This window comes from Bradyrhizobium sp. AUGA SZCCT0182, assembly GCF_018130185.1.
In the GTDB taxonomy this organism is placed as follows: Bacteria; Pseudomonadota; Alphaproteobacteria; order Rhizobiales; family Xanthobacteraceae; genus Bradyrhizobium.
Map to the genome: position 1 here is coordinate 81,348 of NZ_JAFCLY010000014.1, position 24,745 is coordinate 106,092.

Here is a 24,745-nt window from a genome sequence, read left to right on the forward strand (position 1 = left end):
CAAAGATGGTGGGTTACGCTTCGCTAACCCACTCTACGAAGCGCTCACAACGGCAAATTGTCGTGCTTCTTCGCCGGCATCTCGACCTTCTTGTCTTTCAGCATCGCCAGCGCTCGCGCGATCCGCTTTCTTGTCGAATGCGGCATGATGACGTCGTCGATGTAGCCGCGTTCGGCGGCGATGAAGGGGGACAGGAAGCGGTCTTCGTATTCCTTTGTTCGCGCGGCGATCTTGTCGGCGTCGCCGATGTCGCTGCGGAAGATGATTTCCACCGCGCCCTTGGCGCCCATCACGGCGATCTGGGCGGTCGGCCAGGCGTAGTTCATGTCGGCGCCGATTTCCTTGGACGCCATCACGTCGAAGGCGCCGCCATAGGCCTTGCGGGTGATGACCGTTACCAGCGGCACCGTGCATTGCGAATAGGCGAACAGCAGTTTTGCGCCGTGCTTGATCAGGCCGCCATATTCCTGCGCGGTGCCCGGCAGGAAGCCCGGCACGTCGACAAAGGTCACGATCGGGATGTTGAAGGCGTCGCAGAACCGAACGAAACGCGCGGCTTTCCGTGATGCATCGCTGTCGAGCACGCCCGCCAGCACCATCGGCTGGTTGGCGACGAAACCGACGGTGCGGCCGGCGATGCGGCCAAAGCCGGTGACGATGTTTTTCGCAAACGTCTCCGAGATTTCGAAGAAGTCGCCCTCGTCCACGACCTTCAGGATCAGTTCTTTCATGTCGTAGGGCTTGTTCGGATTGTCGGGGATCAGCGTGTCCAGGGAGATATCGAGGCGTTCGATATTGTCGAAGCTCGGCCATTCCGGCACGCCGTCGGTGTTGTTGCTGGGCAGGAAGTCGATCAGCCGGCGCATCTGCAGCAGCGTCTCGACGTCGTTGTCGAACGCGCCGTCGGCGATCGAGGAGCGCGTGGCGTGCACGGAGGCGCCGCCGAGTTCCTCGGCCGTGACCACTTCGTTGGTGACGGTTTTGACCACGTCGGGCCCGGTGACGAACATGTAGCTCGTGTTCTTCACCATGAAGATGAAGTCGGTCATCGCGGGCGAATAGACGTCGCCACCGGCGCAGGGGCCCATGATGACTGAGATCTGCGGGATCACGCCTGACGCAATGACGTTGCGCCGGAAAACGTAGGAATAGCCTGCGAGGGCCGCGACGCCTTCCTGGATGCGCGCGCCGCCGGCATCATAGAGCCCGATGATCGGCGCCCGCGCCTTCATCGCCATGTCCTGCAGTTTTGTAATTTTCAGCGCGTGGGTCTCCGACAGCGAACCGCCGAACACGGTAAAATCCTTGGCGAACACGAAGGTCTTGCGGCCGTTGACGGTGCCCCAGCCGGTGACGACGCCGTCGCCGGGGATCTTGTTCTTTTCCATGCCGAATTCGACCGAGCGGTGCTCGACGAACATGTCGAATTCCTCGAACGAGCCCTTGTCGAGCAGCAGTTCGATGCGCTCCCGCGCGGTCAGCTTGCCGCGGGCGTGCTGCGCCTCGATGCGCTTCTCGCCGCCGCCGAGCTTGGCGCCGGCGCGCCGTTCTTCGAGGGTGTCCAGGATATCTTTCATTTGCTGCCGCCCGTCATAGGTCCGAATTGGCCGGGGTTCTAACACGGCCTTTTGCGAACCGGAAACACCCCTCCATGCCCTCTGGTACCGGTGCGGAAATGCACCTATATCCGCACCTCTGCACAGGGGATGCAATTGACGGATACTGCGACCGCCGAGCCTACCGGGACCGTTACCGGGGGCCTGCGAACCATGCTCCGGCTGGAAGGCCTGGCGCTATTTCTGGGGATGACGCTGCTCTACTGGGTCTGGGACGGATCGTGGTGGGTCTACGCTGCCCTGTTCCTGGCGCCCGACCTCAGCTTCGCCGCCTATTTTTTCGGGCCGCGCTTCGGGGCGATGCTCTACAACGCCGCCCACACCTACATGGTGCCGATGGCGCTGATGACGGTCGGCTTTGTGACGGCCGAGCCTTTGGTGCTGTCGGTCGCGATGATCTGGCTCGCCCATATCGGCTTCGACCGCGCGCTCGGCTACGGGCTGAAATATGCCACCGGGTTTGGCTTCACCCATCTCGGGCGGATCGGGAAGAAATCGACCTAGGGCTGTCCGGTTTGACAGGTATTGCCCTGCTTGGTCTAGTTGCCCCCACAACGAAAAACACTGGGGGTACACCGATGCTGAGAGACTGGCGCTTCGCCGTTACGGCCGCGATCTTCTGCGGCGGGATTCTCCTGAGCTCGCCTGAGGCCAACGCGCAATCGATCCCGAAGGAAGTCGCCGCGCGGACCGAAATCTACGCGATCCCGTCGCTGACGATTTCGGACCAGCAATTTTTGAACGGCGACGCCAACGGCAAGCAGGTCACCGTCGCCGGTTCATTCCGCATCGCGCAAGGCACTGGAAAACTGCCGGTCGTGGTGCTGATGCACGGCTCGAGCGGCGTCGGCGCCGGGATGGATCCGTGGGTGCGTCAGCTCAACAGCCTGGGGATTTCGACCTTCGTGATCGACGGCTTCTCCGGCCGCGGTCTCACCGCTGTTGGCCCGAACCAGGGCCTGCTCGGCCGGCTCAATTTCATCGTCGATATCTACCGCTCGCTGGAGATCCTCGCCAAGCATCCGCGCGTCGATCCTGAGCGGATCGTGCTGATGGGATTTTCGCGCGGCGGACAGGCCACGCTCTACGCCAGCCTCGATCGCTTCAACAAACTGTGGAACAAGTCCGGCGCGCAATTCGCCGCCTACATCCCGTTCTATCCGGATTGCTCGACGACCTACGCCACCGACACCGAGATCGCGGCGCGCCCGATCCGGATCCATCACGGCACGCCCGACGATTATAATCCGGTCTCGAGCTGCAAGGCCTATCTGGCGCGGCTACAGGAAGCCAAGCGCGACGTGGTGCTGACCGAATATCCGGACTCCCCGCACGGCTTCGATTCCGGCCTGCTCGGCCTCAGCGCGACGACGGTCTCGGCCAATTCGCAGACCGCGCGCAGCTGCAAGCTCAGCGAGGGCGAAGGCGGCGTCTTGATGAATGCCGATACCAAGGCGCCGTTCAGCTACAAGGACGCCTGCATCGAGCTCAACCCGCATGTCGGCGGCAACCCGGCGACCGCCGCGGAAGCGCGCAAGGCCGTGAGCGACTTTTTGCAGGCGCTGTTCAAATTGGGGTAGCGGGAAGCGCAATACCGGATCATTGCAGCCGCCGTCCCGGCCGATCCCTGCCGTTCTGATGCAGTGTCAGCGTCAGCGGCAGCGTCGCGCCGTTGTCGAGGCGATCGAAGGTGATCTGGGCGTCGACGACGCGATAGAAGAAATTGGTGTCGTCCTCGGCAAACACTTCGTACTCCGGCTGCGCTGTCGCCTGGACGAACAGCCGACCGCCCTCGGCGCGGACCGTCAGCACGAAGGTCGGGGCCAGCATGTAGCGGCCGGCATAGCTCGCAAGCACCGCCGGATCGACCGGCACCGCGCGGCGCAGTTTTGGCAGCGCGTAGGCAGAATTGACGAGATGGACACCGAGCCTGAGGTTCGGCCCGTAGTCGGCCGTGTTGGACAGCAGGATGCTGGCTCGGTGCGATTTCATCGAGAACCCAACGAACGTGGCATAGCCGCCGGTGCCGCCATCCTTCCAGACGATCTCATCCTTGTAGCTGGTGCTCAGGAACCAACCGAGGCCGACCTCCACTCTCGGCCGCTCGGTCGGGTGGCGCTCGCCCAGCGTCATGGCCATGGCCGGCGCCAGCGGCGACGACCTGTTGCCGAGGGCCATTTCCAGGAATTTGAACAGATCATTCGCGGTCGAGCGCAGCGCGCCGGCGCCGGCAAGTGTGGGAATGTCCCAGTTCGCCACCGGCTCGAGCCTGGAGTTGTGTCCGCGCGCCAGCCGCGACTGCATCGAACCCGACAGCGTGATCCGTGTATCGTCCATGCCAAGCGGTGCGCAGATGCGGGAGATCACGAGTTCTTCGTAACTCATGCCGGCGCGGAGCGCCAACGCATGACCGAGCAGACCGAAGCCCAGATTGGCGTATTCATAATGGGTACCGGGCATGAAGCGCAGCTGGTGGTCGGCCAGGAAAGCGTAGAGGTTCTCGACCGTGTAATCGGCGAAGGGATTGCTCTTGTCTTTCGCCGCAAAATTGGAAGGCATGCGCGGCAGGCCCGACATATAGGTCGCAAGATCGAGCAGCGTGATCGGTTTGTCCTGGAATTCGGGCACGCGAACGTTCGCGGGCAGCAATTTGGCGACGGGATCACCGGAAGACACTTCGCCGCGCACCACCATGTCGGCAAACAGCAGCGCGGTAAAAACCTTGCTGATCGATCCGATCTCGAAAACGCTGTCGGCATCGAGCGCACGGTTGTCAGCGGCGTCGGAGCGGCCGTAGGCGGCATCGATGCGCCGGCCGCCATCGAGAACGACGGCAACGAGGCCGGTGGTTTCGCGGCCGATATCCACCCGCTCCTTCAGGATCGTCGAAAGACTCTCCTCGGCAGGAGCCTGTGCCCGCGCGTAGCCGGCACCGAGCGAAAGCGCCAACCCACCCAGCACGACAGCGCGGCGATGCAGCATGCCAAAGCCCCGTTGATGGCGATTTGCCATCGCAGGGAATGCTAGTTCAGCGCGATCCCGGCCGCCAGAAGCGGGGACATTAAATCGCGACAATGTCCGACAGGCATTGCTGCGTCACCGTCATGCGCGCGGCGATATGGGCGGGCTCCTTGCAATCCATGTTCATCGCGAACACGGTTTGCATGCTGCCCTTCTCGGCCCAGCCGACCATCCAGCCCAGGGACGGCTTGCCCTGCTCGGCGCCCAGCAAACCGCTCTTGGCGCGGATCGTGGCGTCGCCGACCTTCGTTACGGGGAGGATGTCGCGCACCAGCTCCTGACAGCGCTTGCCGACCGGCAGCACGCCGCGCCGCAGCCGGTCGACGAAATCGATCTGCTGGATGGGATCGATGCGGAGATTTCCGGTCAGCCAGAACTGATCGATGCCGCCGCCGATGTCGCGGTTGCCATACTCGAACAGGTCGAGATATTTCTGCATCCGCTCTAAGCCAATGCGCCGCGCGATCTCCTGATAGACCGGCACCGCGGAGACCGCGATCGCCGAGCGCAGCGTGTGGTCCTGGTTCCAGGCCGCGATGCTGCGCGTCACCCCGTCCCACTTGAAGATATCCTTGTCCGGGTCCTCGACCACGCCGGTCTCCAGCGCAATCAGCGAATTCGGAATCTTGAAGGTGGAAGCCGGTAGCTTGTCCTCTCCCGAGCGGACCTTGTCGCTGGCGATCATCAGATAATCGTCGACCTTGTAGCCGACGAAGGTGCCGACCGTTCCCAGGTCGAAAAACCGTTTTGCCAGATCGTCGCGAAATTCGCTGCGCTGATAGGAGACATTGGCGAAGCTGCGCGAAGGCAAAAGACTTGCGGCGGCAACAAGTCCGAGCGCATGGCGGCGATTGATCACGAAAGAGCACCTCTGCAACGGCCGGACGCAATGACCGGCCGCCGCCAAGTTCACTCACATCGTGGTAAAACCGTGGCGATACGGCCGACCCTACTCCGCCTTGACCATATAGGAGTTCTTGCTGACGACCAGACCGTCGCGAATCGTAATGAGGTCAATGCCGTCGAACCGCGCCTGTTCGCCGTTTCGGGTGTAGGTGATCACGGCCTCGAACACAAAATGGTCGCCGCTGCCATAGAGCGACTTCAGCGCGAAATGGATGTCCGGCACCTGTTTGAGCTGGGTCGTGAATTTGTCGGTCACCGCCTTGCGGCCGCGATGGACTTCGACCTCTCCATGCAGATGGTAGAGCGTATCGTCGCTGTGCATCGCCATGATGGCGCCGACATCATGGGCATTCCACGCGTCCGCATAGCGGCGCGCAACGTCCTGATAATTCGGAATGGCGGTTGCAGGCATCGTCATAACAGTCATCGTCGTCCTCCCTGGTCAGTTGAATGAGACGGTCAGCCCATGCCGGGCGACCTGCTGCAGCATGTCCGCGGCGTCGAAAGCCTCCGCTGCGGAAACCACCCCATGGATGCACGCGCGATCCGTCAGCGCGCGTTCGACGCATTCGCCGATGATCGGCGCGGTGATACGGTAGATATCGCCGCCCCTCAGCGTGGCCCGATAGACCCGGCCCGCCGCGGTGACTTCCGTCACGATGATATAGTCAGTTCCGGCACGCTCCTCGTCGGATACGGAATCCGGCGCCGGCGCGGCGCGCAGATCCTTTACGGTCCCTACCGTCATCATCACCCTTATCTCTGATGTTGTGAGGTAGCGCGGGATGGTCACGACTTCGGGCGCCGGGTAATCCAGCAAGACCGGCGCCTCTCCCACCGGCGCGGGAAAGCTGAACGTCGAAAACCTGGGATCGCCGGTGCGGATCTCGAACCGTCCATTGGTATGGACGCCACGCCGCCCGCCGAGTTCGGCCATGGCCTTGAGCGATCCAATCGTCGGCTTCCAGCCCATGACGGAATAGGCGATCAGGACATCGTCGGCCGCAGCAAGATCAGGCGCGCTGGCGCGCACCATCAATTCAGCGAGCGACCCGTAGAAGCCGATCGCCGGTGCAATCACCAGCTTCTTCGCCGCAGCCGCCTTGCCCAACTCCAGATGAAGCGCGTTGACGATCGAAGCATCGGTCGTGAAATCGAAATAGTGAATGCCCTGTTCTACCGCGAGCGAGGCAATCGGCATGGCCGTGGCCTGAAACGGCCCCGCGCAATTGACCACCGCGCTACAGCCGCTCAGGAACGCACGCAGTTCATCGCTACGCGCGATATCGGCGGTGCGAACCTCCACGCCGTTCAGCCCCTGCGCCGCGGCCTCCAGTTTGGCGCGATTGCGTCCGCCCAGAACCGGCACGAAGCCCCGATCCCGCAGTTCGGCCGCCACCATTTTCGCGGTGTGCCCCGCGCCGCCGTAGATACCAATCTGATGCGTCATCACGGATCCTCCACTCTTCGTTTCGGACCCATAAACGCTACAGGTCTGTATCTATTGATGTAGTACGGACAGGTCTGTACTGTCAAGCGACGTGAAAGTTCCAAAGAGGATGCCGTGCGATGGCGGAAGCGACCGAAGCGACGAACAAGCGCCGGCCCCGGCAAAGCAGCCCGGTGCGCGAGAAGATTCTGAACGTGGCCAGCGAGCTATTTTACCGTGACGGCATTCGCGCGGTCGGGGTTGATACCGTCGTTGCCGAATCCGGCGCGGCCAAAACCAGCCTCTATCGCTGGTTCCCAACCAAGGACGATCTGGTGGCCGCGTTCCTGGAGCGCGAGCACCGGGATTTCTTTGCGCACTGGGACAAGGTGGCTGCGGCGAACAAGGATCGGCCGCGGCAGGAGTTGAGCGAACATTTGAAATGGCTCGCGGCCTACATCACCGGTCCGCGCTATCGCGGTTGCCCGTTTCTCAATATGGCGATCGAGTTTCCGCAACCCGGCCTGCCCGGTCGCGCCGTTGCGCAAAAAAACAAGTCCGAGCTGCATCAGCGATTCCTGGCGCTCGCCAAGGCAATCAAGGCGAGGTCGCCCGAGAGCCTGGCCGATCAGCTTGTGCTGTTGATTGACGGTGCGTTTGCCAACAGCCAGGTGCTTGGCAAGAAGGGCCCTGCGCGGGCGCTTGTCGAAGGCGGAGAAGCGGTGATCGCGGTTGCGACCGGTACAAAGCGCAGCTAGCGAATTCGCCCCGACAGCCGCAGGACGAAGATCAGCACCTCGGCGACCGCCTTGTAGAGCTCTTCCGGAATTTCGTCGCCGATCTCGACATGGGACAGCGCGCCCGCCAGCACCTCGTTCTCCTCGATCGGGATGTCGTGGGCCTTGGCGAGTTCGATGATCTTGGCGCCGATGGTGCCCTTGCCCTTGGCGACGACGCGCGGCGCGCCTTTCTTGTCGTAGTGCAACGCGACCGCAAGCTGGTTTCTCGCCTCGACGCTCATAGCGCGCGATCCAGGAAATGCCCGGCTTTGGCGGGGGCGGCCTGCGGCGGCGCGCCGTCGCGGATCACGATCTCGCCGGGCTGCAGTTCGGCCCTGGTGAGTGCCTGGCTCAATTCCGCAGCACCGGCGCGCAGCTGCGCGGCGGTGGCTGATCGTTCCGCCCACATCCGCACCGATGTTTTTTCGCCTGATAGCGACACCTGCGCATGAATCGGCCCCGTCGGCTCGACATCGAGAGAAAACCGCGCCCGCCATACCCGCTTGGCGGCCTCGACCTCGCTGGCGCTGCCGTCGCGGGCAATCTCGAACTGCGCCATCGCCGTGCCCTGCGGCGTCACGAACGGGATTTCAAAATTCCAACGCGGCGTCGTCGCGTCGACCTTCGGCCCTGTAACGTCGATGCGGTCCGGCAGCGAGGCGACCTGCAGCAGGGTCTGCCGCGCAATCGCCGCATCGGTGTCGTCGAGCAGATGATGCGCCGTGGTGGCGAGCGGCGCGTCCGGCGCGAGCGAGGGTAACGCGACCGGCTGCGCGGTCGGCGACGCGCCGCGAAACGGCGGCGGCGGCGTGTTGGTGTGAACGGTGACGTCGTCACCGGGTGCGGCCTTCGATAGTGTTGCCGTGCGCGCGGGAGTGCCGAGTTGCTGCAGCGCTTCCTGCAGCAGGTTCATGGTCGCGCCCGCGCTCGGTCCGGAATTGAGGGCCTGGGCGAGCGCACCCTGCAGGCCGCCGCGCGTTTGGGCAATCTCCTGAGCCACAGGCAACCGGGCCTGCGGCAGCAGGATTTCGTGGACGTCGAGATCGGGAGTCCCAGAAGGCGCAAGGCTGGGTGCGGCATTCGGCAAACCGGCCTGTGCCGGCGGCGCTTTCGTGGTCACCGTTGCGTCCCCGCCGAGCGCCGATTGCAGCGTCTGGCGCAGCACGATCAGCGCGGCCTTGAGATCGGGCGCGCCTGACGATGGCACCGCGCCTGAGGCCAGCGACGCCTCGAGGAAAATTCCGGATTTCTGGAACGCGGTCTTGATGTCACCGCCGTCGAGATTCTGGTCGAGGCTGGTCTGTTGCGCCAGCACCTGCGCGATGGCCTGCTGCAGTTTCGGCGGCAGGTTAGCGGATGACACCGCGGCGCCGAGATTGGCGAACAATGGCGCGAGACTGTCCTGCTCGGTCGCCGCACTCTGCGCTGCGACCGACACCGCCGCGCGTTCCAGCGGCGTCAGGACGTTTTTGGAGGGGGCTACGATTGTCGGTCGGTTGGCCGCCGCGTCGACCAGCGCCTGCGGCGACAGCGTGACGGCATCATTGGCGACGCCGCCCTGCCCGACCAGTGCAAGCCTGATCCCGTCCTTGGTCTGCGACACCGCCAGTTGCAGTGACTGTCCCGCCTGCAGCGGAATCTCCGTGGCCACATCGATGGAAAGCGCTGATATCGCGATCCGCACCAGATTGGCGTCGAGAATTTTCAGGACCTGCGCATTGACCACACTGCCCTGCGCCAGCACGAGCTCGGGCGCCACGCCGCCGACCTCTTGGGCGGCAAGCACCGGAAGCACGGAATTGTTGATAGAGATCGCCATATCAGAGGTCTCGGCCAGGGCTTGAGGCTACCCCGGCGTCGTAAACCTCTCGTTAACCGACCACCTGATTCAAGGCTTCAAGGCCTTCAGAATGGTGACCGCGGCGGTGAAATCGACCAGCCGGGCTGCCCTGCGGGCCGCGACCTCCTCGTCGAGGCCCCATTTTTCGATGTTCCAGTCCTCATCGACATGGGCGGCGGCCCAGACCTCGTCGGCGTTGCGCACGCCGTGGAACAGCGCCAGCGCCAGCAGCGCCGAGCCAGTCAGCGTCGTCACCACATGCATCGCCGCGATCGACCAGGGATCGCCTGGGAACACCGAGCGCGCCGCCTGGATCGCTGTTTCCGGCTGGGTGACGTGCACGATCCCCTCGGCCAGCATGAAATGGGCGCCGAGTTCATTGGCGGCCCAGAACACCACGGGGTCCCAATGCGCGGCTTCTTTTGCGACCAGCGCTTCGGGATGGCCGGCGCGATAGAACAGCAAATCGGTGCCGAGATATTTTGCGACGTCGTCGGCGACCGCGTCGACACGATCGACGACCCCTTCGCCAACGCTGTTGGCAAACCGTGTCAGCGGCATGGTCAGGGGGTTGATGGTCTCGACTTGCGCATTCCATTCCGCCGCGATCGCCTCCGCAATAACAGCGTTGGGCGCGACGACATGGCGGCCGGAGGGCGTGCGGATCGGCTTGCCGTCAAGCGTGACGGTAAAGCCGCCGTCCGCCTCGCCGACGCCGGCACTGGTATAAAAGCGCTTGCGCTGTGGCACGCGCGTCGCGCGCCGCACCGCCTCCTCGGGGTCGAACGGAGACTGGCCGGCCACTTCATCGATTAATTCACGCATTCGCGCCTTATAGCGCTTTTGGGCGAAATGGACACCGGTTCAGCGGAGAAAACAGGTCGATTCGAAGCGCGCGCAAGGCTTTCGCCTGATGTCATTTACCGGCAAAATAGGCCCGTGAAACCCGGATAAGGCCGAGACAGAGCCCATGAAAGCCGTGAAATTCCTTGCTGCGATCCTGATTTCGACGGCTGTTTTGGCCGCCCTGCCCGCGCAAGCCGGGTTCCGCACGCCGGAATCCCTGGTCCGCAATGTCTACGCCTATTACGGTAAGGGCTCGTCCGATCTGTCGAAGGGATTGCCGCGTAGCGCCGAAATCGCGGAGCAGTTTTTCGACCGCAGTCTGCGAAGCGCGTGGATCGCCCCGCGCGAGGCGCCGTACGATTTCATGGTGCAGAGCCCGAGCTGGAAAATCGGCCCGGTCTCGACAAAAATCCTGCGCACGGAATTCGACAAGACCTATGTCACCGCCAGCTTCAATAATAACGGCCGCGCCGTCACGCTGAATTTCATCGCCGTCAAGGGGCCTGACGGTTGGGTGATTTCGGACATCGAAAGCGCACAAGATTCCTTGCGGCTGTTTCTCACGCAGTTCAAGCGCTGAGCCTTCACGGCTTGCGATAGATCACCTGCCCTGCACGGATGGTGTAGGCGACTTTCGCAAGGTTGCCGACGTCAGCCATCGGGTCGCCGTCAAGGACCACGAGATCGGCGTCAAAGCCCTTTTCTACTTTACCCTTCCTGGCCGCCTTGAAATATTTGGCCGGGTTGGTTGTGAGCGTGGCCAGCACTTCCTTTTCCGAAAGCGCCCGGTGCATCAGTTCGTATTCGACCGACGTGTCATAGATCGTGGTGAAGCCGACATCGGTGCCGAACAGAATGGCGCCGCCGTTGCCTGAAAACGCCTTGATCTGCTGGACGCCGGAATCGACGAGGCGCGCAGCCAGGGCTGGACCGCCGATAGTTTTCGCAAACAGCGACAGCGTCGGGATCAATGCAATGCCTTGCGCTTTGAATTTTGCGAGCTGCTCGGGGCTGTAGCCCGGTTGCCCGGGAATGATATGCGCCAGCACATCGACTCCGGCCTCGACCACCGTCTCCATTCCAGTCTTGTTTTGCGGATGCGCGAACACCGGCTTGCCCTGCGCATGCGCCAGGTCGACCGCCGCCTTGGCGATCGCCACGTCCATATTCACGACGGGCTTGTCGCCCATATAGACGCCGGTGAACAACTTCATGCCATCGAGGCCCATTCCCAAGTAAGCGCGCGTCATTTGCGCAGCCTCCTCCGGCGTGGCGGCCTCGGGCAGTTGCAGTTCGGGCGGCAGATAGGCGGGATGGCCGCCTTTGGGGAAAATGTTGCCGGCGAAGAATATGCTTGGGCCGAGGATTTCACCGGCATTGACGCGCTTGCGGAGAGGAAGCGAGTCACGCGGATCGGAACCGAGGTCCCATACGGTGGTGAAACCCCATTTCGTCAGCATCTCCTGCATATGGTCCTGCAGCGGCGCCGCCGGCGCGGTGCCGGCGTTTTTCCAAACGCCTTGCGTGAAGTGAACGTGGCTGTTCCAGAAGCCGGCAACGACGGTCTTGCCGGTGCAATCGATGACGCGGGCATCCTGTGGGATTTGCACTTCGCTGCGGCTGCCGATCGCGGTGATGACGCCGTCGGTCGTTACAACCAACGCATCGGCAAGCGGCGTTGCGTCGGGCGATGCGTACACGCGGCCACCCGCTAGCGCGAGAGTTTCCGCTCTGGCTGGAGCGCCGAGCGCGGCAGCCTCACCCAGAAGAAAACAGAAAAGCGCAGCGCGGAGCCAAGTCCCGATCATATGCCGATCCTTTGTTCACGATGGCAGCCTGGTGCCAAAACAAACCGGACCGGGCGATAGCTGATTAGCACGCCCTCGATTTGATCGTTCTTGCGCTCCCGGAAAATTGATGGCGGCGCGCTGACAGATCGAACGTCTTACTCCTCCGGCGCGTTCTCGATCGGATCGAACCGGTCGGCCTCGAGGCCGAGCAGGTTCCAGGATTGCAGCATGTGCGGCGGCAGCGGCGCGGTCGCGTCGATCACACCGCCGCGCGGATGCGGGATCACGATCCGGCGCGCCAAGAGATGCAGGCGGTTCTGGATGCCGCCCGGCAGGTCCCAGTTTTCCTTGTTGAAGTATTTGGGATCGCCGACGATGGCATGGTCGATATGCGCCATATGCGCGCGCAATTGATGGGTTCGCCCCGTCACCGGCTTCAGCGACACCCAGGCGAGCTTTTGCGCCGAGGTCTCGACCACGGCGTAATAGGTCACCGCGTGGCTGGCGCCTTCGTCGCCATGCTTGGCGATCCGCATGATGGTGTCGTCCTCGCTCTCCTCCTTGGCGAGATAGGTCGAGATGCGGCCCTGCTTCGGCTTCGGTACGCCCGCCACCATCGCCCAGTAAATCTTGCGCGCGGAGCGATGGCGGAACGAGCCGGTCAGCGCGGTGGCGGCGAAGCGTGTCTTTGCGATCAACAGACAGCCCGACGTTTCCCGGTCCAGCCGGTGCACCAGTCTTGGTTTTTGTCCCTTGGCGTCGCGCATCACTTCCAGCATGTCGTCGACATTGCGCGTGATGCCGGAGCCGCCCTGCACCGCAAGCCCCGCCGGCTTGTTCAGCACCATGACGTCGGCATCCTCGAACAGGATCATGTCCTTGAGCGCCTGCAGCGTCTTGGTCGCGGCCTCCGAGAGCGTGCCGCCGACCTTCGGCGTGTCGAGCTTGAGCGGCGGAATCCGGATGCTCTGCCCCTCCTCGATCCGGTCCTTGCTGTCGGCGCGCTTGCCGTTGACGCGCAGCTCGCCTTTGCGAACGATGCGCTGGATGTGGGAGAATGACAGCCCCGGGAAACGCGCCTCGAGGAAGCGATCGACGCGCATGTTGTTCTCGTCCGCGGTCACGACCACGGTCTGGACCTTGGTCGGCAGCGGCGGTGGCTCCGCGACGATCTTCTCCGGCTCGGGCACGTAAGGCGTCGGTTTCGGCGCGCGGGGCGCCGCGGCCGCAAAACGCGCCGGCGGCTTGCCGCCCGGACGATGGGCCGGCCGCTCGGCTTTCGAGCCCCGATAGGGACGCGCGCCCTTGGGGCGGTCGCCCGCCGGGCGGAGAGGTTTTTTGACGCGACGGCTCATGATTGGCTTGGCTCCGGATAAGGTCGTTGCCTAGCGCAAATGCAGCGAATCGTCACGGTGAATCGGCCCGTTCCGGGGAATGTCGGAGCAAAACCCGGCCGATCCGGCTTCAATTTCCGCTGCATTTGGCCTCGCGCCAGATCCACCTGATACTCGTGTGCGCGTGCGGAAGCTTGTCAGCCTTGTCGGGCAGCGGCCGGATTATGGTTTAGATGCAAATGGGAGTTGCGGGATGAAATCGACGACATGGGCCGTGAAGGTGTTGCTGGCCGTGATCGCAGCCATGTGGGCAGGTTCAGCCCTCGCACAGCAGCCCCCGATGTCGGAGGATCTGGCGTGGAAGCTGCTGGAGCTCGGGCGCACCATTGACCCGCCCAAGACCGCCGCGCTCTACGCGCCGATGCAGCAAAAGGAGCCCTATGAGGGCGTCAAGACCGAGCGCGACGTCAAATACGGCGCGGCGGAGCGACATCTGCTCGACGTGTTTACGCCGGACACGAATTCATCCGCCCGACCGGTACTGATCTTCATCCACGGCGGCGGCTTTGTTGCCGGCAACAAGCGCAATCCCGGCAGTCCCTTTTACGACAACATCATGCTGTGGGCGGTAAAGAACGGCTTTGTCGGCGTCAACGCCACCTACCGCCTCGCGCCGCAATTCGTTTATCCGGCCAGCGCCGAAGACCTTGCGTCGGTGGTGCAATGGGTGACCGAGAAAATCACCGAGCGTGGCGGCGATCCGGCGCGCGTCTTCCTGATGGGGCAATCCGCCGGCGCGGTGCATGTCGCCAACTACGTATCGCACCCCGAACTTCACAAGGTGAAGGGCGGCGGCCTTGCGGGGGCGATCATGGTCTCCGGCATCTACGACCTGACGGCATCGCCGGTCGGGGACGCCGAGATCACCTATTTCGGTTCCGATCCCTCGCGCTATGCCGAACGATCCTCGCTGCGAGGCTTGCTGGAGACAAAGATTCCATTGATGGCCACTGCCGCCGAACTCGATCCACCGCGCTTCATCGAGCAATACGAATTGCTGAAACAGGCCACCTGCAAAAGCGCCGAGGGGTGCGCGCGCACCTTCATGCTGCCGCAGCACAGCCACATGTCGGAGGTCTACGCGATCAACACGTCAGATACGCGGCTGACCGATGAGATCCTGGAGTTCGTGAAGACGGGCAAGTAGCTTTGCTCCCGGCTCTATGTGCCCGGCAATACCCGCGCTGAACCCTCACGAAGCGGTCCTCCATCCGCGACGACGAAAGCGTCCGGCCGGTGTGACCTTTGTCACTGAGCTATTCCCGAAGATGCTCATGATCTGCCGAGCGTGCCCGTGGAGCTTGCCGAACGGGCCGGCGCGGCTTGCGGACGCCAATCGAAGGGATCACGGGAATGTCCATCTTCGTGGGAATTCTGATCGCCATCCTGGGTACGGCGATGATTGTCGTCGGATCAGGTTTCGTTCTAGTATTCCGAATGGCGCTCCGCATTTTCGACCAATCGCTCAGCAGCGAGTTTGCCGGCCAGGGCCGAGAGCAGGTCGAACGCATCGCGATGAAAATCAGCAATCCGTTCGTGCGGCAAATCGTATTGAAGCATGTCGTGACAGCCGGAGGAACTCTGGCCGTCTCGCTGGCACGTGGGGCCATCGAGTCGCGGAAGCGAACGGCGCTGTATCTGGTGATCGCCGGCGTGCTTACGTTCGCCCTGGCCTGCGTTCAATTCGCGAAAGGTTGATGGCCGCTCGAGCAGGCGGAACTCCGGGTGCTCACTTGCACTGCGCGTCATTTCTCAAGCGATTGAGATCGACGCTCGCGTTGCTGGATGGACGCTGCTTCATCGCCACGTCGGCCGCCGTGCAGGCGGCCTCGCGGTCGCCATTTTGCAGGCGGGCGTGGGCGAGATTGATCCAGGCGTCGCCGAAGTCCGGCGTGTCCTTGACCGCCTGCTCCAGCACCGGCTGCGCCTCCTTTGGCCGCTTGGCGACCAGAAGCACGCGGCCGTAGTCCGCATTCAGCATCTTCAACGGATTGGGCTGCTTCTGCGCAATCCGGAACAGTTCTTCGGCAAAGTCGAGGTCCTTGAAGCGAATTTGCGCAATCGCCGCCAGGCCGTGATAGACGACGCTCTGTTCGGGAGCCACGAGATAGGCCTGATTGAATCGCAGTGCAGCTTCGGGGTACTTGCCCGATCCAAGCGCCCGCCAACCACGCTTGACCACTTCGTCCAGGGCCTTCTCCTTGGTCCCGGCCGCCTGCACCAGCGCCTTGACGAACTTGTCGTCCTCCTCCCGCTCCGCGTCGGTCTTGGCTGCGAATCCAAAGAACGGCTGCTCCTTGCTCGGCGCCGCATAGGTACGCTTCGTCACCTGTATCCCCGGTGCAACTTCCACGATGTCAGCCGACGCGGAATGCGCAAACCCCACCGCAAGAAGCGCGCACGCGAAAGCGAACAAGCCAGGGCACTTCAGACCAATCATTCAGCGCTTCCCCCACTGCGTTCCCGCCGCAGCTTCGCCCAATAGTCCAGCCGCTTGCGGATTTCGCGCTCGAAGCCGCGGTCGGGCGGATCATAAAATGTCTGGCGTCCCAGCGCTTCCGGGAAATAGTCCTGGCCGGAAAACGCATCGGGCGCATCGTGGTCGTATTCGTAGCCGGAACCGTAGCCTTCCGACTTCATCAGCTTGGTCGGCGAGTTGAGGATGTGTTTTGGCGGCAGCAGCGAACCGCCCTCCTTCGCCGTGCGCATCGCCGCGCCAAAGGCCTTGTAGGCGGCGTTCGATTTCGGCGCGGTGGCGAGATATATCACGGCCTGCGCGATCGCCAGTTCGCCCTCGGGATGGCCGAGGAAATCATAGGCGTCCTTGGCGGCGTTGCAGATCACCAGCGCCTGCGGATCGGCAAGGCCAATGTCCTCGACCGCCATGCGCACCACCCGCCGCGCCAGGAACAGCGGGTCTTCGCCAGCGTCCATCATGCGCGCGAGATAATACAGCGCCGCATCCGGATCGGAGCCGCGCACCGCCTTATGCAGCGCCGAGATCAGGTTGTAGTGGCCGTCGGCGGATTTGTCGTAGATCGGCGCGCGGCGCTGCAGGATGTCCTGCAACTTCTCGGCGTTGAAGACCTCACCCTTGCGCGCGGCGCGCCAGACTTCTTCGGCAAGCGTCAGCGCGGCGCGGCCGTCGCCGTCGGCCATCCGCACCAGCACGGCGCGGGCCTCGGCATCGAGCGGCAGCTTTTTGCTCTCGATCTTTTCGGCATGGGCGTAGAGCTGTTCCACCGCCACCGCATCAAGTGAATGAAACACCAGCACGCGGGCCCGCGACAGAAGCGCCGCGTTGAGTTCGAACGACGGATTTTCGGTGGTGGCGCCGACCAGCACCACGGTGCCGTCTTCCATCACGGGCAGAAACGAATCTTGCTGCGCACGGTTGAAGCGATGCACCTCGTCGACGAACAGCAGCGTGCCCTTGCCGGTCTCGCGGCGGGCGCGCGCGGCGTCGAACACTTTCTTCAGATCGGCGACGCCGGAAAATACCGCGGAGATCTGCTCGAAATGCAGTTCGGTGGCATCGGCGAGCAGCCGCGCCACCGTGGTCTTGCCGGTGCCGGGCGGTCCCCAGAACACCAGCGAGCCCAGCGTGCGCGTTTCCAGCATCCGCGTCAGCGCGCCGTCGGGGCCGAGGATGTGATCCTGGCCGACGACATCTGACAATGACTGCGGGCGCAGCCGGTCCGGCAGCGGACGCGGCGCGTCCTGCTCCATCCCTGCCGCGGCAAAGAGGTTGGCAGCTTCGCGTGGCTGCTTCGGGCTCATCCGCCGAGCGTCACGTTGATCTGCTGGCCGCCGCGCACCACCGTGATGCGCCAGATCCGTGCCGAGGTCTTGGACGCCTTGTCGAGATCGCTGGTCTTGGCGATCTTCTGGCTATTGACCGCGAGGATGATGTCGCCCTTCTGGAAGCCGACGCCGGCGGCGGTTCCGCCATCGGCGAGATCGATCACGACGACGCCTTCGGTCGAAGCGTCGAGCCGCAGCTCGTCGGCAACCGCCGGCGAGATGTTGGCGACCTTCGCGCCCTGGAACGGCGAGCGCGCGGTCAGCACGATCTCGTCGCGGTTGGTGTCGGGCGCGGTTTCCAACGGCACCGCCAACTTCACGGTCTTGCCGGCGCGCTGCACGTCGATCTGCGCCGAACCACCCAGCGGACGGGTGGCAAAGCGATAGTCGAACGCGTTGGGATCGTCGATCACCTGTCCATCGATGGCCACGATCAGGTCGGACAGTTTCAATCCGGCGCGCGCTGCCGGGCTGTTCGCCGCGACGTTGGCGACCAGCGCACCGGTCGGCGATTTGAGCCCCAGCGTCTCCGCGATCTCGGGCGTCACCGCCTGCAACTTGGCGCCGAGATACGGGCGCTTCACCGCCTTGCCGCCGCTCTTGGCGGACGCCACGACCACCCGCACCATGTTGGCAGGAATCGCAAAGCCGATGCCCTGCGAGCCGCCGGAGCGCGAAAAAATCGCGGTGTTGATGCCGGCAAGCTTGCCGGTCATGTCGACCAGCGCGCCGCCGGAATTGCCGGGGTTGATCGCGGCATCGGTCTGGATGAAGAACTGGTAGTCGGTGATGCCTACTTGCGTGCGCGCCAGCGCCGAGATGATACCTTGCGTCACGGTCTGGCCGACACCGAAGGGATTGCCGATCGCGAGCACGACGTCGCCGACCAGCAATTCATCGGAATTGGCAAAGTCGATCGTCGTGAATTTCTCCTTGGAGTCCTTGATGCGCAGCACCGCCAGATCGGTGCGGCTGTCTTTCAGCACGATCTCGGCTTCGAATTCGCGCTTGTCGGCCAGCGATATCTTGACCTGATCGGCGCCTTCGATGACGTGGTTGTTGGTGACGACGAGGCCGGAGGCATCGACCATCACGCCCGAACCCAGCGAACGTTGCATCTGCTCGGGCTGCTGGCCGGGCACGCCGAAGAAGCGGCGGAACATCGGATCGTCCAGCAAGGGATTGCGGTTCTGCACCGTCTTGGCGGCATAGACGTTTACCACCGCCGGCTGCACCCGCTGCACGATCGGCGCAAAGGATAGCCGCAGCTCGGCCCCCGACGACGGCACGCGGCGGTCCTGCGCCAGCGCCGGCGTGGCAACGATCGCGGAAACCAGTAGCAGGGCAAGAGAGCGAATCAACATGCAGGAGATCCCGTAATTTGGTGCGTCAGATATAGATGCGGGGCGGCAACGAGAGAAGACAAAGCGGTCCACAACTACGCTGCGCGATCGGGCGCTTTGATGGTTTCCGGCGCGGGTCCACAGGACAATCGGTCCCGATGGCTCTCCCCCCACGCCTTCAGCGTATCGATCACGGGGCGCAGGCTCTCGCCGAGCTCCGAGAGGGTATACTCGACCCGCGGCGGCACCTCGGCATAGACCTTGCGGACCACCAGTTTGTCATCCTCCAGCGCGCGCAGCTGCTTGGTCAGCATGCGCTGGGTAATGCCGGGCATCCGCCGCCGCAACTCCCCAAATCGCTGGGTACCGGCCTGCAGGTGGAACAGGATCACGCCCTTCCACTTGCCGTCGATCAGGTCGAGGGTGGCTTCCACCGAGCAGCCGGGCCGATGGGCAAAATTCCGCCTTTTCATGCGTTATTTTCCAATAGTATCCAAACAGGGACTAGTTCCCCGATTTTACAGTACTTGCCAAATTGACGCCAGCGCGACAGGTAGGGCCACAGCGTTTTCAACCGAAGCATGCCCGCGGAATTGCTCCGTGGGTGGCGACCGGTTCACTCCCGGAAAACGCATCAAGTTTGGACCACCTGTTTTGAACAGTCAGGAGACAGCAGCCATGAAGGCCGTCGGATACCAAAAATCGCTCCCGATCGAGGAAGCGAATTCGCTGATCGATTTCGAGACCGCCAAGCCGGAGCCGAAAGGCCGCGACATCCGCGTTGCCGTGAAGGCGATCTCGGCCAACCCCGTCGATTACAAGGTGCGCAAGCGCGCCGCGCCGCCCGAAGGCGAGACCAAGATTTTGGGCTATGACGCAGCCGGTGTCGTTGATGCGGTCGGGCCTGAGGTGACGCTGTTCAGGCCGGGCGATGAAGTGTTCTACGCCGGCTCGATCCTGCGCCAGGGCACCAATTCGGAATTCCATTTGGTCGATGAGCGCATTGTCGGCCGCAAACCGAAATCACTCTCCTTTGCGCAGGCCGCCGCGCTGCCGCTGACCTCGATCACCGCCTGGGAGTTGTTGTTCGACCGGCTCGGCGCGGTGCCGGGCAAGAGCGTCGATCCGCGCACGCTATTGATTACCGGCGGCGCCGGGGGCGTCGGCTCGATCCTGATCCAGCTCGCGCGCCGCCTCACCGGCCTCACCGTGGTTGCCACCGCGACCCGGCCGGAATCGAAAAAGTGGTGCCTCGATCTCGGCGCGCATGCCGTGATCGATCATGGCAAGCCGATGAAGGAGCAGATCGAGCAGTTGAAAGTGCCGCCGGTTGGCTTGGTCGCCAGCCTCACCTACACCGATCAGCACTACAAGGGAATCGCCGACCTGATGGCGCCGCAGGGCAAATTTGGTCTGATCGACGATCCCCCGGAATTCACCATGAGCGCCTTCAAGGGCAAGGCGATCTCGGTGCATTGGGAATCGATGTTCACACGCTCTTCGTTCCAGACCCCGGACATGATCGCCCAGCATATGCTGCTGAACGACGTTGCCGACCTCATCGACAAGGGCGTGCTGCGCACCACGCTCGACCAGACCTTTGGCAGCATCAACGCCGCCAACCTCAAACGCGCGCATGCGCTTCTGGAGAGCGGCAAGTCGCGCGGCAAGATCGTGCTGGAGGGATGGTAGCGGGCCCATAATTGGGTTGATCGGGGACCCGATTCAAGGGAGCTTGTCCCTCATCGATCCGGGACGGCTGTCGCCGAAGACCCCGGCGCGAATTGCCGGGGTTTAGGTAAGACAGGAGTACGTGTTCGACATGATACGGATGTTTCTATTGGCCGCGATGGCGTCGGCCGGCCTGATCGGAAGCGCCAACGTGGCGGTGGCGCAGGCGAACTATCCCGAAAAGCAGCTCCAGTTGATCCTGCCCTTCCCGGCCGGCGGGGCCTCCGATGTCGTCGGCCGCATTATCGCCAGCGAACTGGAAGGGCGGCTCCGCAAGCCGGTGATCGTCATGAACCGCCCCGGCGGCGGCACCACCATCGGCGCGCGGGAGGCGGCCAATGCCGCGCCGGATGGTTATACGTTGTTCTTCTCCTCGAACTCTACCTTCACCCTGCAGAACGCGGTGAAGGAGACCGTGCCCTTCGACAGCGCAAAGGACTTCGAGCCGATAGGCCAGATCGGCACCATCGGCATGGTGCTGGTGACCCACCGCGACAACCCGATCAAGGATGTCGCCGCCCTCGTCGCCGCCGCCAAGGCCAATCCCGACAAGCTGTCGCTGGCTTCCTTTGGCGCGGCGACCATTTCCCATTTTGCCGGCGAACTGTTCAAGTCGAGCGCCGGCATCAAGATGGTGCACCTGCCCTACAAGGGCAGCGCGCCGGCGATGAACGATCTGATCGGCAAGCATATCGAGTATCACGTCGACACGGTGATCGCGGTCAAGCCTCAGACCGAGGCAGGCACCGTACGGCCGCTCGCCATCTTCTCTGCCAAACGCTCGACGTTCCTCCCGGATGTTCCGACGCTCGCCGAACTCGGCTATCCCAAGGCCGACATCATCTCCTGGGGTACATTGGTCGTGCCAAAGGGAACGCCCGCCGCGATCCGCGACAGGCTGGCGGGGATGCTTGAAGAGGCGATCGCGACCCCGGCGGTGATCGAGCGCTTCCAGAAGGTCGGATTCGAGCCGGCGTTCAAGCGCTATACGGACTGGCCGGGATTCGTCGGCAAGGAAATCGCCGAGATGAAGGCGCTGGCGCAGGCAGCCGGCATCAAGGAAGAGTGATCCTGATATGACCGAACCCTGCGACCTCTCCGCGGTGACGGCGCGGGCGCTGATCGGGGAGCGCAAGCTTTCGCCGGTCGAACTGCTCGATAGCTGCATCGGCCGCATCGAGGCGATCGATCCGGCGGTGAACGCCATGATCGCGCGTGGGTTCGATTCTGCGCGCGAGACGGCGCGACAGAGCGAGGCCGCTGTGATGCGCGGCGATCAGCTCGGGCCGCTGCACGGGCTGCCGCTGGGGGTCAAGGACCTGATCGACGCCAAGGGGCTGCCGACGAGTTTCGGCAGCGTGCTGTTCGCCGACAATATTGCTGGGAATGACGAAGCCATCGTCGCGATGCTCAGGCGCGCCGGAGCGATCGTCGTCGGCAAGACCAACGTCCCCGAATGGGGCGCGGGCGGCAACACCCGCAACGCGCTGCATGGCGCGACCGGCAATCCCTTCGACCCCGATCGGTCCGCGGCCGGCTCGTCCGGCGGATCGGCGGTGGCGCTTGCCACCGGCATGGTGCCGCTGGCGACCGGCTCCGACACCGGCGGATCGGTGCGCAATCCCGCCGCCTTTTGCGGCGTGGTGGGATTCCGTCCCTCGCCCGGGTTGATCGCAAGCAACAGCCGCAACATGGCCTGGCTGCAGATCTCGCAGCTCGGCCCGATGGCACGCACCGTTTCGGACGCCTGCCTGATGCTGTCCTGCATGCTGGACCGCGACGCGCGGGATCCGCTTTCTGCGATCCTTCACGCCGGCGGCTCGCCAGCGCCCGCCGCCTATCGCGATCCACCGACGACCGACCTCGGCGCTCTGCGAATTGCGGCGACGACCGACTTCGGCTTCGCGCCAACGGAGCGCGCGATCGCCGAAACCTTCAGGACCAGGCTTGCAACCTTCGGATCGGCGTTCCGCAGCGTCGAATGGACCCATCCGGATTGCAGCAATGCCGACGAGGTATTCGCGGTCCTGCGCGCCGTCGCCTTCCTCGGCCGCCACCGCGAGCTTGCGGAAAAACACCCGGACAAGGTCGGCCCCAACATTCGCGACAACGTCGCCGAGGGCCTCGGCTATTCGGCGCTGGACGTCGCGCGCGCGCTGTCGATGCAGACCGAGATGTACCGGCGCTGGCAGGAGTTTTTCGGCGAGCACGATTTCGTTCTCGCGCCCGCGATCACGATCAGCCCGCGGCCGTGGTCGGAATTGTACCCTGCCGTCATCGATGGCCGCCCGACAAAATCCTATTTCCATTGGCTGGCGATGGCCTATGCGGTCACCAATGTCGGGCATCCCGCGGTGGCGATACCGGCGGGCCGCGACGGCGCCGGAATGCCGTTCGGTATCCAGGTGATCGGACCGCGAGGCGGCGATCTTGCGACGCTGTCGGTGGCCCGCGAGATCGAGGCGCTGCTGTCAGCCAATCCGGCGACCGCCCGCCCCGTTCCCGACCTCGCCTGGCTGGGCCGCCAGAAGCCGATTGCCGGCAAGCCGGGATTCCGCGATTTCGACTGACGATGCCGGCATCGCGGGCGCATTCACGCCGGCGCCACCCCCTTCACAAACATCAGCCGGCGCTCCATGTGCCTTGCGACGGCGGCACTGAAAGCCGCCTGAACCCCCGTTCATGAATATTAAATCTGCCGCCCGGCCGTCCGGCCGCTTGCCGCGTGCAACGAACTTCACTTGAATGTGTTTATTGAGCGTCTGCTTTACGGATTTGCGGAAAGGAGTGTTCCATGAGGAAAGCACCTTTGATCCTGGCACTTGCGGCCGTCCTCGGCCTGACGGCGATCGCGGCACCCTCGCCCGCGGAAGCGCGCTGGCGCGGCGGCGGATTTTTCCCGGGGATCGCTGGCGGACTGCTGGCGGGAGCGGTGATCGGCGGAATTGCGTCGAACGCTTACGCCTACGGTCCGGGCTACGGGTACGGCCCAGGCTACGGGTATTATGGCGGCGGCTACGCGCCAGCCTATTACGGCGGCGGGTACGCGCCCGCCTATTATGGTGGTTACGCACCGGGCTACTACGGCGGCTACTATGGTGGCCCCTATGTTCGCCGCGTATATCGTCCGGTCTACGCCTACGGTCCGCGCTTCTACGGTCCGCGGTACCATCGCGCCTACTACCGCCGCTGGTAGTTGCACTAAAAAGGGCCGCGCGAAATGGCGGCCCTTTTTGTCTTAGGCAATTCGCGTTAGTCGGATATGCGACGCCGCGCGCCGTGCACACACGCCGGCACCGCCTCACGCGATGGTTTGCACGATCCCGCCTTCGACACGGAGCGCGGCGCCGTTGGTGGCGGAGGCTTCCTTCGAGCTGACATAGACCACCATGTTGGCGATCTCCTGAACGCTGGCAAAGCGCTGCAGCAGCGAGGTCGGGCGATGCTGTTTCACAAAGCTGGAAGCCGCCTCCTCGACCGACTGGCCATTCTGCTTTGCCAGATCCCTGACGAAGGTCTCGACACCCTCTGACATCGTCGGCCCCGGCAATACCGAAGTGACGGTTACGGCGGTGCCGCGGGTCAGTTCGGCGAGGCCCCGCGCGACCGCAAGCTGCGCGGTCTTGGTCATGCCGTAATGGATCATCTCCTTTGGAATGTTCAGCCCGGATTCGGAGGAGATGAAAACGATGCGTCCCCAGTTGCGCGTCAACATGCCCGGCATATAGGCGCGCGACAGCCGCACGCCCGACATCACATTGACCTCGTAGAAGCGGCTCCAGTCCTCGTCGGGAATATCGAAGAAGCCCTTGGGCTCGAATATCCCGGCATTGTTGATCAGGATGTCGACGCTGGGCAGCGCGGCCAGCAGCGCCTTGCATCCCGCAGCGGTCGAGACATCGGCGGCAACGCCGCGGACCTTGGCGCCCGGCACGGCCTTGGTGATTGCCCCTGACGCGGCGTCAACCTTGGCTTGCGAGCGTCCATTGACGACCACGCTGGCGCCGGTCGCGGCGAGGCCCTTGGCGATGGCGTGTCCGATGCCGGCGGTCGAGCCCGTGACCAGCGCGGTTTTTCCCAAAAGATCGATGTTCACTGGATATCTCCCTTCATTGATGATGGAGATATCGGAAGCGGGCGCGGCCGCAATTGGTGGGCCGGCATGGCTGACACAACTCTATCGTCGTCCCGGCGAAGGCTCAGATGCGCAATTGCGCATCGGGGGACCCATACCGCGTGATCTCTC

At 63.6% G+C, this 24,745-nt stretch carries 25 protein-coding genes; 10 read left to right on the top strand and 15 right to left on the bottom strand.

From position 1 onward, the window contains the following. Positions 1-44 precede the first annotated feature (44 nt). Positions 45-1,577 (bottom strand): acyl-CoA carboxylase subunit beta, encoded by a 1,533-nt coding sequence (locus tag JQ611_RS16945; RefSeq protein WP_212466060.1) that lies wholly within the window; start codon positions 1,575-1,577, stop codon positions 45-47. 192 nt (positions 1,578-1,769) lie between these two features. On the opposite strand from JQ611_RS16945, the gene JQ611_RS16950 reads away from it, so the two are divergent. After that, the gene (locus JQ611_RS16950) at positions 1,770-2,120 is read left to right on the top strand and encodes a DUF4260 domain-containing protein (RefSeq protein WP_409411280.1); all 351 of its coding nucleotides are present in this window, start codon (positions 1,770-1,772) and stop codon (positions 2,118-2,120) included. 74 nt (positions 2,121-2,194) lie between these two features. Then, on the top strand, positions 2,195-3,196 hold the full coding sequence (locus tag JQ611_RS16955; RefSeq protein ID WP_212387942.1) for a dienelactone hydrolase family protein: 1,002 nt from the start codon (positions 2,195-2,197) through the stop codon (positions 3,194-3,196). Between the two features lie 19 nt (positions 3,197-3,215). Here the strand turns inward: JQ611_RS16955 and JQ611_RS16960 are convergent, their stop codons facing one another. From JQ611_RS16960 to JQ611_RS16975, 4 genes are all read right to left on the bottom strand, one after another. Beyond that, positions 3,216-4,598, bottom strand: a complete 1,383-nt coding sequence (locus JQ611_RS16960) for a serine hydrolase (RefSeq protein WP_212466062.1) — start codon at positions 4,596-4,598, stop codon at positions 3,216-3,218. 79 nt (positions 4,599-4,677) lie between these two features. Further along, positions 4,678-5,496 (bottom strand): class D beta-lactamase, encoded by an 819-nt coding sequence (locus tag JQ611_RS16965; protein ID WP_212466063.1) that lies wholly within the window; start codon positions 5,494-5,496, stop codon positions 4,678-4,680. A 90-nt stretch (positions 5,497-5,586) separates the two neighbouring features. Then, complete coding sequence (locus tag JQ611_RS16970; RefSeq protein WP_212466064.1) at positions 5,587-5,970, bottom strand: nuclear transport factor 2 family protein; 384 nt, start codon at positions 5,968-5,970, stop codon at positions 5,587-5,589. A 15-nt stretch (positions 5,971-5,985) separates the two neighbouring features. Then, on the bottom strand, positions 5,986-6,993 hold the full coding sequence (locus tag JQ611_RS16975; RefSeq protein ID WP_212466065.1) for a saccharopine dehydrogenase NADP-binding domain-containing protein: 1,008 nt from the start codon (positions 6,991-6,993) through the stop codon (positions 5,986-5,988). A 119-nt stretch (positions 6,994-7,112) separates the two neighbouring features. Between JQ611_RS16975 and JQ611_RS16980 the strand changes: the two genes are divergently transcribed. Beyond that, positions 7,113-7,730, top strand: coding sequence for a TetR/AcrR family transcriptional regulator (locus tag JQ611_RS16980; RefSeq protein WP_212387921.1), 618 nt, complete (start codon positions 7,113-7,115; stop codon positions 7,728-7,730). Here the strand turns inward: JQ611_RS16980 and JQ611_RS16985 are convergent. From JQ611_RS16985 to JQ611_RS16995, 3 genes are all read right to left on the bottom strand, one after another. Next, positions 7,727-7,993: an EscU/YscU/HrcU family type III secretion system export apparatus switch protein gene (locus JQ611_RS16985; RefSeq protein ID WP_212269268.1), complete on the bottom strand. Its 267-nt coding sequence runs from the start codon at positions 7,991-7,993 to the stop codon at positions 7,727-7,729. The two genes, JQ611_RS16980 and JQ611_RS16985, sit on opposite strands and share 4 nt — an antisense overlap. Then, positions 7,990-9,570: a flagellar hook-length control protein FliK gene (locus tag JQ611_RS16990; RefSeq protein ID WP_212466066.1), complete on the bottom strand. Its 1,581-nt coding sequence runs from the start codon at positions 9,568-9,570 to the stop codon at positions 7,990-7,992. Before JQ611_RS16990 ends, JQ611_RS16985 begins: the two co-directional genes overlap by 4 nt. Positions 9,571-9,639: 69 nt before the next feature. Continuing rightward, complete coding sequence (locus JQ611_RS16995) at positions 9,640-10,416, bottom strand: ATP12 family chaperone protein (protein WP_212466067.1); 777 nt, start codon at positions 10,414-10,416, stop codon at positions 9,640-9,642. 145 nt (positions 10,417-10,561) lie between these two features. On the opposite strand from JQ611_RS16995, the gene JQ611_RS17000 reads away from it, so the two are divergent. Then, on the top strand, positions 10,562-11,017 hold the full coding sequence (locus JQ611_RS17000; protein ID WP_249133232.1) for a hypothetical protein: 456 nt from the start codon (positions 10,562-10,564) through the stop codon (positions 11,015-11,017). A gap of 4 nt (positions 11,018-11,021) precedes the next feature. Here the strand turns inward: JQ611_RS17000 and JQ611_RS17005 are convergent, their stop codons facing one another. Together JQ611_RS17005 and JQ611_RS17010 are read right to left on the bottom strand one after the other, a co-directional pair. Next, positions 11,022-12,137, bottom strand: a complete 1,116-nt coding sequence (locus JQ611_RS17005) for an amidohydrolase family protein (protein ID WP_212466068.1) — start codon at positions 12,135-12,137, stop codon at positions 11,022-11,024. A gap of 245 nt (positions 12,138-12,382) precedes the next feature. Continuing rightward, the gene (locus tag JQ611_RS17010) at positions 12,383-13,582 is read right to left on the bottom strand and encodes an RluA family pseudouridine synthase (protein ID WP_212466069.1); all 1,200 of its coding nucleotides are present in this window, start codon (positions 13,580-13,582) and stop codon (positions 12,383-12,385) included. 232 nt (positions 13,583-13,814) lie between these two features. On the opposite strand from JQ611_RS17010, the gene JQ611_RS17015 reads away from it, so the two are divergent. Both JQ611_RS17015 and JQ611_RS17020 read left to right on the top strand, forming a co-directional pair. Next, the gene (locus tag JQ611_RS17015) at positions 13,815-14,768 is read left to right on the top strand and encodes an alpha/beta hydrolase (protein WP_212466070.1); all 954 of its coding nucleotides are present in this window, start codon (positions 13,815-13,817) and stop codon (positions 14,766-14,768) included. A gap of 218 nt (positions 14,769-14,986) precedes the next feature. Further along, entirely contained in the window at positions 14,987-15,319 is a 333-nt protein-coding gene (locus JQ611_RS17020; RefSeq protein WP_212269274.1) for a hypothetical protein, read from the top strand. A gap of 31 nt (positions 15,320-15,350) precedes the next feature. Here JQ611_RS17020 and JQ611_RS17025 read toward each other — a convergent pair whose 3' ends face one another. From JQ611_RS17025 to JQ611_RS17040, 4 genes are all read right to left on the bottom strand, one after another. Then, positions 15,351-15,950, bottom strand: coding sequence for a tetratricopeptide repeat protein (locus JQ611_RS17025; RefSeq protein ID WP_312012023.1), 600 nt, complete (start codon positions 15,948-15,950; stop codon positions 15,351-15,353). 107 nt (positions 15,951-16,057) lie between these two features. Beyond that, the gene (locus JQ611_RS17030; protein ID WP_212269276.1) at positions 16,058-17,401 is read right to left on the bottom strand and encodes a replication-associated recombination protein A; all 1,344 of its coding nucleotides are present in this window, start codon (positions 17,399-17,401) and stop codon (positions 16,058-16,060) included. Beyond that, the gene (locus JQ611_RS17035; RefSeq protein WP_212466072.1) at positions 17,398-18,789 is read right to left on the bottom strand and encodes a DegQ family serine endoprotease; all 1,392 of its coding nucleotides are present in this window, start codon (positions 18,787-18,789) and stop codon (positions 17,398-17,400) included. The genes JQ611_RS17030 and JQ611_RS17035 overlap by 4 nt, the downstream gene beginning before the upstream one ends. Positions 18,790-18,863: 74 nt before the next feature. After that, positions 18,864-19,241: a helix-turn-helix domain-containing protein gene (locus JQ611_RS17040; protein WP_212211758.1), complete on the bottom strand. Its 378-nt coding sequence runs from the start codon at positions 19,239-19,241 to the stop codon at positions 18,864-18,866. Between the two features lie 205 nt (positions 19,242-19,446). Between JQ611_RS17040 and JQ611_RS17045 the strand changes: the two genes are divergently transcribed. From JQ611_RS17045 to JQ611_RS17060, 4 genes are all read left to right on the top strand, one after another. Further along, entirely contained in the window at positions 19,447-20,460 is a 1,014-nt protein-coding gene (locus tag JQ611_RS17045; RefSeq protein ID WP_212466073.1) for a zinc-binding alcohol dehydrogenase family protein, read from the top strand. Between the two features lie 130 nt (positions 20,461-20,590). Continuing rightward, on the top strand, positions 20,591-21,568 hold the full coding sequence (locus JQ611_RS17050) for a Bug family tripartite tricarboxylate transporter substrate binding protein (protein WP_249133234.1): 978 nt from the start codon (positions 20,591-20,593) through the stop codon (positions 21,566-21,568). A 7-nt stretch (positions 21,569-21,575) separates the two neighbouring features. Continuing rightward, positions 21,576-23,069 carry an amidase gene (locus JQ611_RS17055; RefSeq protein WP_212466074.1) on the top strand — a complete coding sequence of 498 codons (1,494 nt, stop codon included), beginning with the start codon at positions 21,576-21,578 and terminating at the stop codon, positions 23,067-23,069. Positions 23,070-23,293: 224 nt separating this feature from the next. Continuing rightward, a complete protein-coding gene (locus JQ611_RS17060; RefSeq protein ID WP_212269280.1) occupies positions 23,294-23,695 on the top strand; it encodes a hypothetical protein in 402 nt (133 codons plus the stop codon). Between the two features lie 105 nt (positions 23,696-23,800). Here JQ611_RS17060 and JQ611_RS17065 read toward each other — a convergent pair whose 3' ends face one another. Continuing rightward, a complete protein-coding gene (locus tag JQ611_RS17065) occupies positions 23,801-24,595 on the bottom strand; it encodes an SDR family NAD(P)-dependent oxidoreductase (RefSeq protein ID WP_212466075.1) in 795 nt (264 codons plus the stop codon). Positions 24,596-24,745 lie beyond the last annotated feature (150 nt).

Coding starts and splice junctions, on each gene's coding strand:
- JQ611_RS16945 (WP_212466060.1), bottom strand. CDS start 1,577: ATGAAAGATATCCTGGACACCCTCGAAGAACGGCGCGCCGGCGCCAAG.
- JQ611_RS16950 (WP_409411280.1), top strand. CDS start 1,770: ATGCTCCGGCTGGAAGGCCTGGCGCTATTTCTGGGGATGACGCTGCTC.
- JQ611_RS16955 (WP_212387942.1), top strand. CDS start 2,195: ATGCTGAGAGACTGGCGCTTCGCCGTTACGGCCGCGATCTTCTGCGGC.
- JQ611_RS16960 (WP_212466062.1), bottom strand. CDS start 4,598: ATGCTGCATCGCCGCGCTGTCGTGCTGGGTGGGTTGGCGCTTTCGCTC.
- JQ611_RS16970 (WP_212466064.1), bottom strand. CDS start 5,970: ATGACTGTTATGACGATGCCTGCAACCGCCATTCCGAATTATCAGGAC.
- JQ611_RS16975 (WP_212466065.1), bottom strand. CDS start 6,993: ATGACGCATCAGATTGGTATCTACGGCGGCGCGGGGCACACCGCGAAA.
- JQ611_RS16980 (WP_212387921.1), top strand. CDS start 7,113: ATGGCGGAAGCGACCGAAGCGACGAACAAGCGCCGGCCCCGGCAAAGC.
- JQ611_RS16985 (WP_212269268.1), bottom strand. CDS start 7,993: ATGAGCGTCGAGGCGAGAAACCAGCTTGCGGTCGCGTTGCACTACGAC.
- JQ611_RS16990 (WP_212466066.1), bottom strand. CDS start 9,570: ATGGCGATCTCTATCAACAATTCCGTGCTTCCGGTGCTTGCCGCCCAA.
- JQ611_RS16995 (WP_212466067.1), bottom strand. CDS start 10,416: ATGCGTGAATTAATCGATGAAGTGGCCGGCCAGTCTCCGTTCGACCCC.
- JQ611_RS17000 (WP_249133232.1), top strand. CDS start 10,562: ATGAAAGCCGTGAAATTCCTTGCTGCGATCCTGATTTCGACGGCTGTT.
- JQ611_RS17010 (WP_212466069.1), bottom strand. CDS start 13,582: ATGAGCCGTCGCGTCAAAAAACCTCTCCGCCCGGCGGGCGACCGCCCC.
- JQ611_RS17015 (WP_212466070.1), top strand. CDS start 13,815: ATGAAATCGACGACATGGGCCGTGAAGGTGTTGCTGGCCGTGATCGCA.
- JQ611_RS17030 (WP_212269276.1), bottom strand. CDS start 17,401: ATGAGCCCGAAGCAGCCACGCGAAGCTGCCAACCTCTTTGCCGCGGCA.
- JQ611_RS17035 (WP_212466072.1), bottom strand. CDS start 18,789: ATGTTGATTCGCTCTCTTGCCCTGCTACTGGTTTCCGCGATCGTTGCC.
- JQ611_RS17040 (WP_212211758.1), bottom strand. CDS start 19,241: ATGAAAAGGCGGAATTTTGCCCATCGGCCCGGCTGCTCGGTGGAAGCC.
- JQ611_RS17045 (WP_212466073.1), top strand. CDS start 19,447: ATGAAGGCCGTCGGATACCAAAAATCGCTCCCGATCGAGGAAGCGAAT.
- JQ611_RS17050 (WP_249133234.1), top strand. CDS start 20,591: ATGATACGGATGTTTCTATTGGCCGCGATGGCGTCGGCCGGCCTGATC.
- JQ611_RS17055 (WP_212466074.1), top strand. CDS start 21,576: ATGACCGAACCCTGCGACCTCTCCGCGGTGACGGCGCGGGCGCTGATC.
- JQ611_RS17060 (WP_212269280.1), top strand. CDS start 23,294: ATGAGGAAAGCACCTTTGATCCTGGCACTTGCGGCCGTCCTCGGCCTG.